This window comes from Mesorhizobium sp. M0751, from assembly GCF_040320265.1.
GTDB lineage: Bacteria > Pseudomonadota > Alphaproteobacteria > Rhizobiales > Rhizobiaceae > Mesorhizobium.
Map to the genome: position 1 here is coordinate 238,232 of NZ_JAMYPH010000004.1, position 14,795 is coordinate 253,026.

Here is a 14,795-nt window from a genome sequence, read left to right on the forward strand (position 1 = left end):
GCGGACATGCAGCGAATGGGAATGGTGCTCGGCCTCAAGCCGGAGAAAGTCGCCGAGTATGTGCGGCTTCACGCCGCCGTCTGGCCAGACGTCCTCAAGATGATTTCCGCCTGCAACATCAAGAATTATTCGATTTATCTGAGGGAGCCGGAGCACCTTTTGTTCAGCACCTTCGAGTACCACGGCACCGACTATGCCGCCGACATGGCCAAGATGGCCGCCGATCCCACGACGCAGGAATGGTGGGCGCTGTGCATGCCGTGCCAAGAGCCGCTGCCGACCCGCAAGGAGGGCGAGTGGTGGGCGTCGATGGACGAAGTCTTCCATTATGACTGATGACATTTTCGATGCTGCCTCGCTTTCCCAGGCCTGGGCACAGCCATCAAAGCCCAGGCCGATCGTGATATTCGGCGCCGGCTCGATCGTCGGCGATGCGCATTTCCCGGCCTATGGGAAAGCCGGTTTCCCGGTTGCCGGGCTTTTCGACCCCGACCTGGCCAAGGCGGAAAAACTGGCGCAGAAATGGGGCGTCACCGCTTACCGGTCGGTCGGGGAAGCCGCTGCAATCAAGGACGCCATCTTCGATCTGGCGACGCCGCCGGCCTATCATGCCGGCGTGCTCAGGGCGCTGCCCGATGGTGCGGTGGCGCTGATCCAGAAGCCAATGGGCAGCAATCTCACCGAGGCGACCGAGATCCTCGAAATCTGCCGCTCCAAAGACCTCAAGGCGGCGGTGAATTTCCAGCTGCGCTTCGCACCGATGATGCTGGCGCTCAGGGATGCGATCGCCAAGGGCTGGCTGGGCGACGTGGTCGATTTCGACGCATGGCTGGCGCTGGCGACACCCTGGCAGCTCTGGGAATTCCTGTTGCAGGCGGCGCGCGTCGAGATCGCCATGCATTCGATCCATTATCTCGACCTGATCCGGCAATTGCTCGGCGACCCCAAGGGGGTTCACGCCAAGACGCTCGGCCACCCCGGCCATAAGGTTGCGCAAACGCGCACCAGCGCGATCCTCGACTATGGCGACACGGTGCGCTGTGCGCTGTCGATCAACCACGATCACAAGTTCGGTCGAAAACACCAGGCCTGCGAATTCCGCATCTGCGGCACCGAAGGCGCCGCCTACCTCAAACTGGGCGTCAACCTCGACTATCCGCGCGGCGAGCCGGACATTCTCGAAATCTACCCCAAAGGCGGCACGGACTGGATTGCGGTTCCGCTCGTCGGCGCATGGTTTCCGGACGCCTTTGCCGGCCGCATGGCCAATGTCCAGCGCTACGCGTCAGGCGAGGACGCCGAGCTTGTCAGTTCCGTCGAGGACGGCTGGAACACCATGGCGCTGGTCGAAGCCGCCTATCAATCGAGCGCGGCGCCGGCAACACCGATCGCGGCGAGGCCCTGACATGGAGCAGACTGTTTATTTCGAGGACTACCGGATCGGCTCGTCGCGCATGACCAGCGGGCGCACCATCACCGAGACCGACTTCGTCGTCCATGCCGGCCATACCGGCGATTTCTTTCCCCACCACATGGACGCCGAGTTCATGAAGACGACGCCGTTCGGCCAGCGCATTGCCCACGGCACGCTGGTCTTTTCGGTCGGCGTCGGGCTGACGGCAAGCGTCGTCAACCCGGTTGCCTTCTCCTATGGCTACGACCGGCTGCGCTTCATCAAGCCGGTGTTCATCGGCGATACGATCAGGACCCGCACCACCATCTCGGCCAAGGAAGACGACCCGAAGCGACCTGATTCAGGCCGGGTCGTCGAGCGCTGCGAGGTGATCAACCAGCATGGCGACGTGGTGCTGGTCGCCGACCACATCTACATCGTCGAGCGTCGCGACAAGCCGAGCAGGGCCTCGACGGGTGGCGCTGAAACCTAAAGACAAAAAAACCGCCTTGCGGCGGGTCCTCGGTGCGAATCAGTACCATACCCAAATTAGTAGCATAGCTGCCGGCACAAAGCAAGAACAAAATGTGGCAATCTGGACAAATCGCGACGGGTTGCGCTGCCCCTCATCGCCCTGCCGGGCACTTCTCCCCGTATAGTGACGGGGAGAAGGGCGCCTTCGCAAGGGATTTCGCTAGTCTCCAACGTTGCAGAAAACGCGCCAAGGTTGCGACCAGCCCCTTCTCCCCGTCACTATACGGGGAGAAGGTGCCGGCAGGCGGATGAGGGGCGGCGCCGACTCGGGAATTGGTCATATCCGGTTGGCCGGATATGCCGGCTTGCCGCCGCGCAGGACCGATGCGACATCGGCAAACACCTTGTTGCGAACCTCGGCGTAAGACTGGGTCGAGTAGTGCGCCGCGTGTGGACTGACCAGGACGGTATCCAGCGCCAGCAGCGGATTGTCGGGCGAAGGCGGCTCCCGCTCGAACGTGTCGATGCCGGCGCCTGCCAGATGGCCGCGCCGGATCAAATCCGCCAAGGCGACCTCGTCGACCAGGCCGCCGCGCGACACGTTGATGAGTATCGCCCCTTCCTTCATCCGCGACAGGGCTTGTGCCGACATGATGTTTCTGGTTTCCGGTGTCGCGGGAGCGTGCAGCGAGACGATGTCGGCCCTGGCCAGCAGCTCGTCGAAGCCGACCGGTTCGGCACCGCCGGCCGTAATGCGCTCGGCCGGCATATGCGGGTCGTAGGCGATGACATGATAGCCGAAGACCCGCGCCCGCTCGGCAGTCAGCCGCCCGATTTGGCCGAAGCCGATCAGGCCGAGGATCTGCCTGTCGGGCCGCATGATGCCGGCGCCGTCGGTCATTGCAGCCCAGCGGCCGGCGCGCACCGCGCTGTCGAACTGCTTCAGCCTGCGCGTCAAGGCCAGGATCAGGGCCATGGCGTGGGTGCTGACTTCAACCAGATTGGCATCCGGCACGTAGGTTACCTGAACACCGGCACGGCTGGCGGCCTCGACGTCGATCGAGTCGAGCCCTACGCCGAACCGCCCGATGACCTTGAGCCTCTTCAGTTCGGCCAAAACGCGAGCCGTGATCGGCTCTCGCAATACCATCAATGCGTCGGCGTCGCGGCAGTGTTCGATCAAGGCATCTTCTGTGAGCAGCGTCTTTTCGACAAACTCGGCGCTCAAGCCGTCGAGGTAGCGCAGCTGCTCTTCCTCGACTGACAATACGCCGTCGGTCTTGATGATCTTCATGGCAAACTCTTGCTATGAGGCGCTGCGCGCCGAGACGACACCGGCGGCAAGGCCGGCGCCGAGAAACATCGTGTCGCTGGCCAGCATGTAGAAACTGATGCCGTGCCGCGACCATTTGCCGACATCATCCGCCGAAGGGCGAAAGATGCCGACGGCCTTGCCGGTCGCGCGCGCTGCGGCCGCGATCCTGACGATAGCGGCATTGAGCTTGTCCTGGCCGGCCGGCCCCAAGGCGTCGATCGAGACCGAGAGGTCGCCGGGGCCAATGAAGATCACGTCGACGCCGTCGACCTGGACGATGTCGTCGATATTGGCGAGGCCCTCGGCCGTCTCGACCTGGATGGCGACCGTCAGGACCTCGTTGGCCGATTTGAGGTAGTCCGGAATCTTGTAGCCATAACCGGCGGCGCGGCCTGGGCCGACACCGCGTGCGCCGACCGGCGGGTAACGGCAGGCCGTGACCGCCATGCGGGCCTGCTCGGCCGTCGAGACGCGCGGTACCAGGACGCCCGACGCGCCCGCGTCGAGCGCGGCCGCCATCCACTCCGGCGTGTGGCCGGGAACGCGCACCATCGCGGGAACCTTGTGGACATCGGCGGCGCGGACCAGATCCTCGAGCCGTTCGCGGCCGATCTGCGAATGCTCCCAGTCGATGCACAGGAAATCGACCCCGCTCGCGGCCGCCACTTCGACGGCCACAGGGTGCGGGATGGCGCAGAAGGTGCCGATGAGGCGATCGAGAGAGACACATTTCTTGCGAAAGTCGTACATGAAATCTCCAGAAATTTTTCGGCGTCGGCAAAACCTGTTTGCGCTATGTGGCCCTTGACGAAGGATGCACGGCTTCCGTCGACATCGGGAAATGCCGGCTGCCGCCTGAAAACGGCGGGAATGTCTTGTAGTCGGCGCGCATCTCCAGCCTCGCCGGCGATTGCAGCGCGTGCGTCAATGCCGCGGGACTGTCGAACATGACACGATTGCGCTGCATATGGTCGATCCGCGGCCAGGGCAGCGATCCGCACCAATCCAGTCGCGACAGAACCTCGATGTGGCGAATGCCGGGGAAGCCCCGCATCAATTGCGGATGATGCGTCACATAGTGGTAGAGCCAGACATTCATGTCTTCGGCAGGCCCGGGATAGTGGACAAGATAGCTGCAGGGCAGCCCGGACGTCTTGACGCCAGCGTCATCGACGGGAAACGGACGCACGCACATTGCCTGTTGCGTCGGCCTCGAAGCGGCGATGCTCGACAGCATACCCGGTCCGGCAAGCGCCTGCAGATGGCCGGACGGCGCCAGCGCCGCCTCCATGTCCGCCAATTCGTCGAAATAGAGCTGGAAGCCAAAGACCGGCGGTGGGCCATCGTCGTTGAACATGTCCGTCGCCACTTCGGGCAGATAGATGTTTGCAAGCGCAAGGCCCGGCGTCGATGCAATCACACGCCGCACAGCGTCAACGTCTTCACCGGCGATGGCCAAATTCGCCTCGCGGTCATCATGGAAGAAAGCAAGATAGGCAAAGCGCATGTGGACACCTGCTGGTTCGACTAGATCAAATTCGGAAGAAAGAGAGCGATCTGCGGAAAGAGGACAATCAGCAGGATCAGCAGAAGCGTCAGTGCGATGTAAGGCGCCGCTGACATGGCAACGGTCTTGAGCGATGTGCCTTTCGGCGCGACACCGATCATGATGAACAGCAGCAGACCAAACGGCGGCGTGGTGAAGCCGACCTCGTAGGCGAGCAGCAGGATCAGCCCGAACCATACCGGCTCGTAGCCGAATTGCTGGGCGATCGGCAGGAAGATCGGCAGCGTGATCAGCATCATCGAGACCTGATCCATGAACATGCCGAGCAGCAGGATGACGAGCACCATCATGAGCAGCATGGGATACGGTCCAAGATCGTAGCCCACGATGAACTGGATAAAGCCGTTGGAGGCGCCGGAGAAGGCGAATATCTGCGAGAACGTCGTCGAAGCCGAGATGATCAGGAAGGTCATGCCGGTGACCTTCATCGCATCGTCCAGCGACTTCCAGACAACCGACCAGCTGAACCGCCGGTAGACAAACAACAAGGCGAAGACGGCGGTACAGCCAAGCCCCGCCGATTCCGTCGGCGTCGCTATGCCAAGGATGATCGTGCCGACCACTATGAACACGATGACGCTCATCGGAATGATGTTGACGGCGACCGCCCTCACCTTCTCGGCCGAAGGGACGGCGGGCACCGGATAGTGCGGAGCGGCGTCCGGATCGATCTTCGTCTGTGCGAAGATCAGCGCCGCGTACATGACAACGAGCAGCAGTCCGGGCAGAGCCCCGGCAATGAGCAGCGCGCCGACGTCGATCTGGGCCAGCGAGCCGAGCAAGACGGCCAGCGAGGATGGCGGGATGATGACGGCAAGGCTTCCGGCGCCAAGCACCGGGCCGTAGGCCATGTGCGGCTTGTAGCCTCGCTTCAGCATCTCCGGCACCATCAGCGAGCCCATCATGCCGGTATTGGCGAGGCTCGACCCCGACAGCGCGGAAAAGATCGTGCCGGCGACGAGGACGACATAGGCAAGACGTCCGCGCAGATTGCCGACGCACAGGTCGAGCGCGCAGATGACCTTCTCGCCCAGGCCGGAGCGGAAGAACAGGCTGCCCATGACAAGAAACATCGGCAGCGGAGCAAGCGCATAGGTCGAGACGGCGTCGGAGAAGTTGGCGACCATCTGCGTCACGCCGATCGAACCGCCGAAGAACAGGTACAGCCCGATCACGTTGGTGACGAAGAACGCGAAGGCGACCGGCAGCCCAAGCCCCATCAACACCAGGATGGTGCCAACGAGCACGGCGAATGGAAACAGCCAGGCCACCGGTCAGAGCCCTTCCATTTCCAGCGGATCGAGCGTGTACAGCGTGTCACGGCCGAGCAGATATCTGAGCCATTCCAGCGCCGAGAGGTAGAAGGCGAGCATGATGGGCAGAAACACCAGCCATTTCGGCATATCGAAACTGCGCGTTTCATATTCGCCGCCCGCAACGGCACTTGTCAGGGAAGACAGAGCGACGCTGCCAAGGTAGAGGCTGACGCCGATGCAGGCGAGGTAGACCAGCTTTTCAAGCACCGACCGTGCCCGCACCGGCAGCGCCTTGCGCAGGAACTCGACGAAGACATGGCCCTTGCTGTGGACCAGCCAGGGCATCGGCAGGAATGCCGCGTAGAGCAGGCCGTATTCCGTCGCCGACACCGCCCAGGCAAGCGGCCTCAGGCCCAGATTGCGGACGCATACATCAGCAACCACCGCGACGATGATGAGGCCAAGCACCACTTTTGCCGCCGCCGCCAACGCCAGGCTCAGCCTCCCAATCGCTGCAAACAATCTATCCATGCCCGACGACCCTCATGTCCACCTTCGTCCCCTTGGCCCAGCTTTGATGGAGGCACACAAGGCACCCTCGGCTCGGGCTACTGGAAGAATTTCTTCAACTGATCGATGTTGGTGGGATCACGTTTGGCCATTCTCGCCCAGCTCGCCTGCGTGGCAGCCGCCAGGAATTTGTCGCGGCCGGCGCCGGTCAAGCTGATCACCTTCTGCCCGCCGGCGATCATCGCCTGTGCCTGCTTTTCGGACTCGGCAAGGTTGGCGTCATAGCTCGCGCGCTCGTATTCGACGGCCGTGTCGGCAAGCAGCTTCTGCGCCTCGGGCGACAGCGTATCCCATTTGGCCTTGTTGATCGAGATCAGCACGTCGGTTTTGAAGAATTGCGGATCGACACGGTATTTGGTGAATTTGTCCCAGCCGAAGGACGCATAACCGAATACGGTATAGGCGTTGGCATTGACGACGCCGCGCTCGAGCGAAGTGTAGACGTCTCCCGGCGCTTGCACGATGACCGTCGCACCCAGGGATTCGAGGAAATCGCGATAGAGCGGCGACGAACGTATCTTCAGGCTGCTCCAGTCGATGCTGCCTTCGCTGTTGAGCTTGGGTTCATCGATGGTGAAGACGTTGAAGCCCGAGCCCGCGTCGACATGCGCCAGCAGATGGGCATTGGCCTTCTTCTCGAAAATCCCGCTGATGAAGTCCCAGCCGCCATTCTCGCGAACCTCCCACGGCGTCTTCGTCGATGCGGAGAAAACCTCGCCTTCGGGCACGAGCTCGAGGAACTGCCCTGCCGGTGTGTCGATCACATCGATCAGGCCGCTCCTGAGCGCCGCGCCCTGCTGGATCGGTGGAATGACCTCCGGCCCGCCACGCACGTTGATCTGGACCACGCCCTTGCCCTTTTCGTTCACCTTCTGAACGAACCTCAGGAAGCTCTGGGCGTAGCCGTTCTGCGTCGGCGTAAAATGCACGGCATTGAGGACGACCTCTTCGGCCGTGGCGATACCCGCTACACCCGACATGAGTGCCGCCAGAACAAGGGATTTCCAAATGCGCATTGCCGTACTCCCTCTGATAGATTCACTTCGCCGGGGCCCATCATCGGGCCGATCTGACATTGCACGCTGCGCCGCCACACGAACGGCGGTTAGTTGACATCATCTCCTACTGTCAGGAACCGCCCATGCGCGTAGAAGACCGGCGATCGGTGGGCGCGGTCCAGCGCAACGCCTGAGACGATGCCAATGACGATCATGTGCGACGCCCGCACAATGATTTCGGCGACCCGGCATTCGAACATCGCCCGCGCGCCGACAAGCAGAGGCGCGCCGGTTTCGCCGCGTACCCATGATCCGGCCGAGAAGCGCGCGGCGCCCCTGGCTTTGGTCATGCCGCCAAAGGCGCGCACAACGTTCTCCTGGTCGCCGGCGGGCAGATTGACCGAAAAAGGCAAGCCTTCGCGAATGGCCGAGGCAAAGGTGCTGCTGCGGTTGACGCAGGCCAGCAGGGACGGCGGCTCGGCACTGAACGAGCAGAGGGCCGTCGCCGTGATACCGCAAAAGCCGATCTCGTCATGCTCCGAGGCGAGGATGGCGACGGAGCCAGCCACGGCCCGCATCGCCTGCTTGAAGGCGCGCGGATTGATGGCGTCGTGCCCATCCACCCACGGCTTCGGAATGGCGCCCGCCGGCATCAATTTACCCGAAGCCCGGCCTGGCGCATCAGCGGCAGCACGCGGTCGCAGAAGAAGGGCAGTTCGTAGGTGTAGTTGACGAATGTGAGGGCGGCGCCGGAATAACCCTGGTCCATGATCTTGGTGAGGTCGTCGACGATCTTTTCCGGCGTGCCGATGAGCGGGAAGGTTCCAGCACCGCCGGCGAACCTTTGCCGATATTCGGTGAAGGCCTTCGCATCATGCGAGTTCGCGAATTCCTTCTTCTTGCGCATATGCTCGTCGACGGCGCCCTCGTCCGCGCATTCCAGCGCGTAGTGCCGGTAATAATCCTCGGCTTCCTGCTGGGTCTCCCGGCAGACGACGTGACAGACCGTATAGACGCCGACTTCGCGTCCGACTTCGGCCGCTCGGTTGGTGATGTCGACCACATGCGCACGGCCGTCGGCGATTTCGGAAAAAGTCGAAAACAGATAGTCGCAGTGGCGCGCCGCATAGTTGCGCCCCGGCGCGCCGAAGGCGGCGTTCATGGTCACCGGTCGCGGCGCCTGCAGGCTTGGCGGCCGGCTGACGACCCCCTTCAGATCATAGAACTCGCCGCTGAAGTCGAACGGCTCCCTAGATTGATAGGCGCGCACGATGATGTTTATCCATTCCTCGGCCTGATCGTAGGTCCGCTCGCCGACCGTCTGCCCGAACATGGCGAACTCGTCCGGGTTCCAGCCGCAGACGATGTTCAAGCCGGCACGCCCGTTGGAGATGTGGTCAACCGTCGCCAGCGCTTTTGCAGCCTGCAGCGGATGAACCAGCGGCACATGCACCGTCATGAACAGGCCGATGTTTTCCGTGGCGACGGCAAGGCCCGCCGCCCAGGTGAAAGTCTCGAACGACCATTCCCGCACATGCGTCAAACCGCCGAAGCCGCGCCAACGGGCGATCGGCAGCAGAAACTCGAGGCCGGCGCGATCGGCGATGCAGGCGGAGTTGAGGTTGTCTTCCCAGCGGGCACGCCAGCGCTCGGGAACGGTGGTCATTGCCAAGCCGCCATCGGCGTTCATCGAAAAGACGCCAAGCTTGAACCGGTTCGGCCCTTTCAGCGGGTGCTGCTTCCTGATCATGATTTCCCCCGCTGCGACATGCTCTCACCTTCACCGCTGGAATGTTGAGCCGGTGGGCTCAGCTTCATGAAACGCTCCTCGGCGTTCTGAATGAAGTGCGTCATGCGGTCGTAGGCGGCGACGGCGTCGCGCTTGACGAATGCCTCGTAGATGGCGCGCATGCCGGCCACGACGACGGCCTGTGTCGGCTGGTGCGACAGCGTCCTTAAACGGACGACGAGCACGTGGTCGGCGAAGCGGGCAATCGTTTGTGAAAGGCGCGCGTTCTCGACGGCACCGAGCCAACAATTCCTGAATGCCGAATTGGCCTGGAAAAAGCGGTCGGCATCGCCGGCGGCGGCCGCAGCCTCGGCCTCCCGAAGCGCGGCTGCCAGCGTCTTGAGGCCAGCGGCGTCAAGTGTCCGCGCAGCGTGTGCGGCGGCACGCGGCTCGAGCAAGCGGCGGACCTCAAAGATGTCGGCGACATCCGTCGCGGTAAGCGTGGGCAGTGTGAAGCCGCGTGTGGTGCCGACGAGATAGCCCTCATGCACCAACTGCATCAAGGCGTCGCGGACAGGCATTCTGGAAATGCCCGAGCTGGGCGGCAATGTCGACATCGACGAGCTTCTGGCCAGGCGCCAATTCGCCATGCTGTATGGTCAGCCGGATTTGTTGATAGACCTGGGCACGCAGATTGCCGTCGCCAACCCGTTTGAGCTCTATCGTTTCCGTCATCCACGCCTTCCCATGCGAAGATTTCGTATATCGTTTGAGGCTGGTCTTCTCGCAGTGATCCGTTGAAATGCAGCCACATGTCGATAGAATTCGACCTGCAGGCCAAGTTTCAATGCGAAGTGGAGCACAGGCAGGATCGCCTGGCAAGATGTTTTAAGTTTATAGTGTATACTGTTTTGGGTTCGCTGTCGGGACGGTACGGAGCGCGCCATCGGTGCTGCCACGCCGTGCGACGGCGGGGACAGCTGACGATCGGCGCGGTTCGGTTAAAAACGTACAGACGTTTTCCCGTGACACATCGAAGCTGGCGGATTTAACTAAAAATACTTGCGATCTGCGCGCGCCGGCACGCCCACCCGATCCCCTCGCCGGTGCGCATTACTGGATCGCCCGCCGTATCGAAAGGTGCGGCGGGCTTTTCGTTTGGCGAGGAGGCGCTTATGCGAGACTTGCCCAGGAATATCGACGCTGACGTCGTGATAGAGATCAGCAAGCTGCTCGACGATCGGGCGAAGTCGGTGCCGGTGCCAGTCCATAAGCTTGCAGCGATGATCCGGCGGAGCATCGAGACCCGCCTGACCGATCAATCCATCGAGGAACTGATCGTGGAAATGGCCGCGACGCGGGGGCTTGCGATGCTGTTCGACTTGCCAGTGGTCCCTGTAGTGAATGTCGACAATGTCGTGCCGATTGCCTTGGCGCGACGTCCCCGCTGACATTTCGCTCGAACTCTACCGATCTCCGCCTCGCTGCCCGACTTCACTTGTCCTGATGCGCGGGCCGGGTGTCGCCTTTCTTTTCGGGGTCGTGGGTATGGTGGCTGTCGCGTTCGCCGCCGCCGCCGGAGACCTTGCTGTGGCTGCGACGGTCGGGCGCGGCGGGCGGCTTTTCGACGCTCAGCGGCTTCTTGGCGTTTTCGTGCGCGGCGCCAGGACCGCCCTGGCGGATGCTGGCAGGAGTTTTCTTCGACGTGGACATGGCCTAGCGATCTTGGACGTTGCCTTGATGGGTGGTGTTTACCTTCGTATTGCCTTGCTGGCCCTGCTTGTCGGGATCCGGAACGGTGGATTGCGGTGCCTGGTCGGCCGCTACCGATTTTTTGTCGCCGGCGCCCTTCGGGCTCAGATTCTTCGGCGGCACAGGGGGAGGTTTTGTGCTCATGGCGTGTCTCCTTCCGCAACCCAAACAAGCGGCTCGGGAGAAAGGTTCCCGAGGGTCCGATACGAAGGGCGGTTGCCGCAACGAGTCGGGTCCACAGGCCGTGGCTTGGCCGGCGGGAGGCCGGCACAATCCAGGACTATTTCTTGATGATGTTTCCGTTGTTCAGATCGAAGGCCTGGGCGCCGAAAGCCTGCCTGAAGAAATCCTCCTGCAGATCGCCCCATTCGCCGAGATAGGCGCCGCAATTGCTGCAATAGATCGGCGTCGAATCCTTCGGGTTGTCGGGAATCTCCATCAGGATCGTCCCGCACGCCTTGCAATCGAGCTTGTCATCCAAACGGCGGCCCATCGGCCGATAATTGCGCGTTTTCGGCCGCGCGCCAATCGTCGTTTTCGTACGCAAGCCCGAATGGCACGTTTTCCAACCAGCGAGGGGATCGAAAGCTAGCGGTCTGCCGGATTTCCGAACGCCGGGTCGCGCTGCCTCGAATACGTCCTGACCCGCGGCAGCTCGTCTGGAAACTCGACCCAGGGAAGCCTCATGTTCCAATATGCGTGGGCCTGTGGCGGAAACCGTTCGGGGTGATCGAGAAAGCCGATCGCCAGATAGAGTTCGTCGGGCAGGCCCTGGTCGACATAGCCGATCGATGTTCCGCAATCCGCGCAGAAGGACCGGAGCACGCCGGGGGTTTTCGAAAAGGTCTTCGGTGTGCCGGTGAGCAAGGTGAATTCAGAGGGCCGATAGCCGACCCACACCGTTAGCGGGCTTCCTATCGCCTTGCGACAGTCGTCATCATGATCGGAGCAAACCCAGAACGGCTCGCCGCCCATCTGCGCCGTTATGGCGCCGCAAAAACAGGAACCCGTCTCAGTTCGTAGCATTGGCTAACTTCATTGCTGGACCGGCCTTCATTGCTGGCCCGGCATTTCGGTATTTTCCTTGGGGTTCTTCTTGATGCCGGCGGCAGGCGAGGTGTCGGCTGGAGCATTGCCACCCTGGTTCTGCTCAGGGGCTCTTTTGAGCGGCGAGGTTTGCCAGCCCATATCGCCGTACAAAAAGCCTATGAGAAAGCCGACGATGATGATGGCCGAAATCACCATTGCAATTAACGCGTTACGTCGCTCCATTTCGCACGGCTCCTTTCTCCGAGCCGAACAAACGATGGCAGAAATGGTTCCGGTAAGACGGACGGCGTGACGGGACGGAGCCGGCCGGGAACATTCAGCCTCACCGCGGGTTCGTATGAGTGCTCTTCTACAGGGAGTGGCTTGCATGAGACCCGCCGTAACCGATCGCATCGAAACCAAGAAATACGACCACCCGACAGGCGGCTGGGGATCGCTCAAATCCCTGGTCCGCAAGGCGCGAGGCGAAGGCCTGCTATTGTCCGGGATATGGAGCACGCTGCTCAAGCAGAACAAGGCCGACGGCTATATGTGCGTGTCTTGCTCATGGGCAAAGCCAGCCCAGCCGAGGCCTTTCGAATTCTGTGAAAACGGCGCCAAGGCGACGATGTGGGACCAGACCAAGATGCGCTGCGAACCCGCATTCTTCGCCGAGCACTCGGTGGCGGAACTGCTCGATTGGCCGGACCACGATCTGGAGAAGCAGGGCAGGCTTACCGCACCCATGCGCTACAACGCCGCCACCGACCGTTACGAGCCGGTTTCCTGGGACGATGCGTTCCGCGACATAGCTGCCGAACTGCGTCGGCTCGACCCCAAATCGGTGGTGTTCTACACATCCGGCCGCGCCTCGCTCGAGGCCTCGTTCATGTACCAGCTTTTTGCGCGGATCTATGGGTCTTCGAACCTGCCCGATTCGTCCAACATGTGTCATGAATCGACGTCGGTCGGCTTGCCGGAATCGATCGGTTCGCCGGTTGGAACCGTGCAGCTCGAAGACTTTGCGAAATGCGACATGATGTTCTTCTTCGGGCACAATACCGGGGTGACGGCGCCGCGCCTGCTGCATCCGCTGCAGGAGGCACGCCAACGCAACGTGCCCGTCTTCACTTTCAATCCCTTGCCCGAGCGGGGACTGAAGCGCTTCAAGAACCCGCAAAACCCCATCGACATGCTGTCACCCGGACCGGGCACCAAAATGTCCAGCGACTACTTCCAGGTTCGTTCCGGCGGCGACATCGCCGCGATGACGGGCATCGCCAAAGCGTTGCTGGCGCTCGACGATGCCGCTCGCGAAAGCGGCAGGACGCGTGTCCTCGATACGGCTTTCATCGCCGAGCATACGCACGGCTTCGCCGAGTTCGAAGCCTTCCTGCGCAACACGCAGTGGAGCGATATCGTCGCGCGATCGGGCATTGCGCAGACCGATCTGGAGCATGTCGCCGAGGTCTACAGCCATGCCAACGCCGTGATCGGCAATTACGGCATGGGCCTGACCCAGCATCGGCACGGCACCGAGAACGTCCAGATGCTGTGCAACCTTTTGATGATGCGCGGCAATATGGGAAAACCGGGCGCCGGCATTTCGCCGCTGCGCGGTCATTCCAATGTCCAGGGGCAGCGCACCGTCGGCATATCGGAAAAGCCCGAGCTCGTCCCGCTCGACAAGTTCGCCGAATTCTACGCCTTTGAGCCGCCGCGCGAAAAAGGTCTCGATACGGTCGAGACCTGCGAAGGCGTCATCGACGGATCGGTCAAGGGCTTCGTCGGGCTCGGCGGCAATTTCGTGCGGGCCGTTCCGGAAACCGGCCTGGTCGAGAAAGCCTGGCGTGGGCTCGACCTGCATGTCGAGATCGCGACCAAACTCAACCGCAGCCACCTGATCGCCGGCCGGACAACCTATTTGCTGCCCTGCCTGTCACGGCTGGAAAGAGACCATCAGGCGAGCGGCGACCAAAGAGTGTCGGTCGAGGATTCCACCGCCTGTATCCACGGCTCTTTCGGCTCGCGACCTCCGGCTTCGCCACATCTGCTTTCCGAGCCCAGGATCGTCGCCGAGCTTGCCAAGGCGACGGTGCCGGGCAGGAGTTCGATCCCATGGGATGAATGGATTGCGGACTATTCCCGCATCCGCGACGAAATCGAGCGCTGCTACCCCCAACATTTCCGCGACTTCAACGAGCGTTTCCTGACGCCCGGCGGCTTCCATCGCGACATCAAGGCGAGCAAGCGGGTGTGGGAGACGCCGAACAAGAAGGCCAATTTCAAGCTGCCAAGTGGCCTTGAAACCGACCCTGACATCGATGTCGCCGGCCGCGATGTGCTGACGCTGATCACGGTGCGCTCCAACGACCAGTTCAACACGACCGTCTACGGCTACAACGACCGGCTGCGCGGCATCAGCGGCACACGCATGGTGCTGTTGATGAATGAAAAGGATATCCAGCGCCTCGGTTTGAGCGCGGGACAGGAGGTCGATCTCGAAGCCAATGCGCATGATGGCGTGGAGCGCCGCGTGCACGGGCTGCGCATCACCCCTTTCTCGGTGCCGGAGGGAAATTGCGCCGGTTATTATCCCGAGCTCAACCCGCTGGTTCCTTTGTGGCACAGAGCCGAGAAGGCTCATGTTCCGGCGGTCAAATCGGTACCGGTGCGGATCTTGCCATAGGCGTTCGTTGTTCGCGGCAGGCA

General features: G+C 62.1%; 20 protein-coding genes. 5 read left to right on the forward strand and 15 right to left on the reverse strand.

Translation table 11 applies throughout. The annotated features are described in order from the left end of the window. Positions 1-6: 6 nt before the first annotated feature. Genes NKI19_RS08855 through NKI19_RS08865 form a run of 3 tightly spaced genes read left to right on the forward strand, consistent with a single transcriptional unit; the run spans position 7 to position 1,886 of the window. Positions 7-336, forward strand: a complete 330-nt coding sequence (locus NKI19_RS08855; protein WP_023676093.1) for an L-rhamnose mutarotase — start codon at positions 7-9, stop codon at positions 334-336. Continuing rightward, on the forward strand, positions 329-1,405 hold the full coding sequence (locus tag NKI19_RS08860; protein WP_352488510.1) for a Gfo/Idh/MocA family protein: 1,077 nt from the start codon (positions 329-331) through the stop codon (positions 1,403-1,405). The genes NKI19_RS08855 and NKI19_RS08860 overlap by 8 nt, the downstream gene beginning before the upstream one ends. Position 1,406: 1 nt before the next feature. Then, positions 1,407-1,886, forward strand: coding sequence for a MaoC/PaaZ C-terminal domain-containing protein (locus NKI19_RS08865; protein WP_352488508.1), 480 nt, complete (start codon positions 1,407-1,409; stop codon positions 1,884-1,886). Between the two features lie 318 nt (positions 1,887-2,204). Here the strand turns inward: NKI19_RS08865 and NKI19_RS08870 are convergent, their stop codons facing one another. The 10 genes from NKI19_RS08870 to NKI19_RS08915 form a co-directional block, all read right to left on the reverse strand. Continuing rightward, positions 2,205-3,161, reverse strand: coding sequence for a C-terminal binding protein (locus tag NKI19_RS08870; protein WP_352488507.1), 957 nt, complete (start codon positions 3,159-3,161; stop codon positions 2,205-2,207). A gap of 12 nt (positions 3,162-3,173) precedes the next feature. Beyond that, positions 3,174-3,932, reverse strand: a complete 759-nt coding sequence (locus tag NKI19_RS08875) for an HpcH/HpaI aldolase family protein (RefSeq protein ID WP_352488506.1) — start codon at positions 3,930-3,932, stop codon at positions 3,174-3,176. Between the two features lie 43 nt (positions 3,933-3,975). Further along, complete coding sequence (locus NKI19_RS08880; protein WP_352488505.1) at positions 3,976-4,689, reverse strand: hypothetical protein; 714 nt, start codon at positions 4,687-4,689, stop codon at positions 3,976-3,978. A gap of 20 nt (positions 4,690-4,709) precedes the next feature. Continuing rightward, the gene (locus NKI19_RS08885) at positions 4,710-6,020 is read right to left on the reverse strand and encodes a TRAP transporter large permease (RefSeq protein ID WP_352564808.1); all 1,311 of its coding nucleotides are present in this window, start codon (positions 6,018-6,020) and stop codon (positions 4,710-4,712) included. A 3-nt stretch (positions 6,021-6,023) separates the two neighbouring features. After that, positions 6,024-6,536 (reverse strand): TRAP transporter small permease, encoded by a 513-nt coding sequence (locus tag NKI19_RS08890; protein WP_352488503.1) that lies wholly within the window; start codon positions 6,534-6,536, stop codon positions 6,024-6,026. Between the two features lie 77 nt (positions 6,537-6,613). Next, positions 6,614-7,591: a TRAP transporter substrate-binding protein DctP gene (gene dctP / locus NKI19_RS08895; RefSeq protein WP_352488501.1), complete on the reverse strand. Its 978-nt coding sequence runs from the start codon at positions 7,589-7,591 to the stop codon at positions 6,614-6,616. A gap of 89 nt (positions 7,592-7,680) precedes the next feature. Then, a complete protein-coding gene (locus NKI19_RS08900; protein ID WP_352488500.1) occupies positions 7,681-8,226 on the reverse strand; it encodes a flavin reductase family protein in 546 nt (181 codons plus the stop codon). Continuing rightward, entirely contained in the window at positions 8,226-9,320 is a 1,095-nt protein-coding gene (locus NKI19_RS08905) for an LLM class flavin-dependent oxidoreductase (RefSeq protein WP_352488585.1), read from the reverse strand. Before NKI19_RS08905 ends, NKI19_RS08900 begins: the two co-directional genes overlap by 1 nt. Next, a complete protein-coding gene (locus NKI19_RS08910; RefSeq protein WP_352564809.1) occupies positions 9,320-9,883 on the reverse strand; it encodes a GntR family transcriptional regulator in 564 nt (187 codons plus the stop codon). The genes NKI19_RS08905 and NKI19_RS08910 overlap by 1 nt, the downstream gene beginning before the upstream one ends. Then, positions 9,846-10,037, reverse strand: a complete 192-nt coding sequence (locus NKI19_RS08915; protein WP_352564810.1) for a GntR family transcriptional regulator — start codon at positions 10,035-10,037, stop codon at positions 9,846-9,848. Before NKI19_RS08915 ends, NKI19_RS08910 begins: the two co-directional genes overlap by 38 nt. 440 nt (positions 10,038-10,477) lie before the next feature. Here NKI19_RS08915 and NKI19_RS08920 point away from each other — a divergent pair, with 440 nt between their 5' ends. Next, positions 10,478-10,753: a hypothetical protein gene (locus NKI19_RS08920; RefSeq protein WP_352488497.1), complete on the forward strand. Its 276-nt coding sequence runs from the start codon at positions 10,478-10,480 to the stop codon at positions 10,751-10,753. A gap of 43 nt (positions 10,754-10,796) precedes the next feature. On the opposite strand, the gene NKI19_RS08925 is transcribed toward NKI19_RS08920, so the two are convergent. The 5 genes from NKI19_RS08925 to NKI19_RS08945 form a co-directional block, all read right to left on the reverse strand. Further along, complete coding sequence (locus NKI19_RS08925; protein ID WP_352488495.1) at positions 10,797-11,015, reverse strand: hypothetical protein; 219 nt, start codon at positions 11,013-11,015, stop codon at positions 10,797-10,799. A 3-nt stretch (positions 11,016-11,018) separates the two neighbouring features. Beyond that, positions 11,019-11,198 carry a hypothetical protein gene (locus NKI19_RS08930; RefSeq protein WP_031193315.1) on the reverse strand — a complete coding sequence of 60 codons (180 nt, stop codon included), beginning with the start codon at positions 11,196-11,198 and terminating at the stop codon, positions 11,019-11,021. A gap of 136 nt (positions 11,199-11,334) precedes the next feature. Next, the gene (locus NKI19_RS08935; RefSeq protein WP_023716639.1) at positions 11,335-11,493 is read right to left on the reverse strand and encodes a hypothetical protein; all 159 of its coding nucleotides are present in this window, start codon (positions 11,491-11,493) and stop codon (positions 11,335-11,337) included. A gap of 149 nt (positions 11,494-11,642) precedes the next feature. Next, positions 11,643-12,080, reverse strand: coding sequence for a GFA family protein (locus tag NKI19_RS08940; RefSeq protein ID WP_352488494.1), 438 nt, complete (start codon positions 12,078-12,080; stop codon positions 11,643-11,645). A gap of 27 nt (positions 12,081-12,107) precedes the next feature. Further along, positions 12,108-12,326: a hypothetical protein gene (locus tag NKI19_RS08945; RefSeq protein WP_254818791.1), complete on the reverse strand. Its 219-nt coding sequence runs from the start codon at positions 12,324-12,326 to the stop codon at positions 12,108-12,110. A gap of 145 nt (positions 12,327-12,471) precedes the next feature. Here NKI19_RS08945 and NKI19_RS08950 point away from each other — a divergent pair, with 145 nt between their 5' ends. Then, positions 12,472-14,772 carry an FdhF/YdeP family oxidoreductase gene (locus tag NKI19_RS08950; RefSeq protein WP_352564812.1) on the forward strand — a complete coding sequence of 767 codons (2,301 nt, stop codon included), beginning with the start codon at positions 12,472-12,474 and terminating at the stop codon, positions 14,770-14,772. The last annotated feature ends 23 nt before the right edge of the window (positions 14,773-14,795 follow it).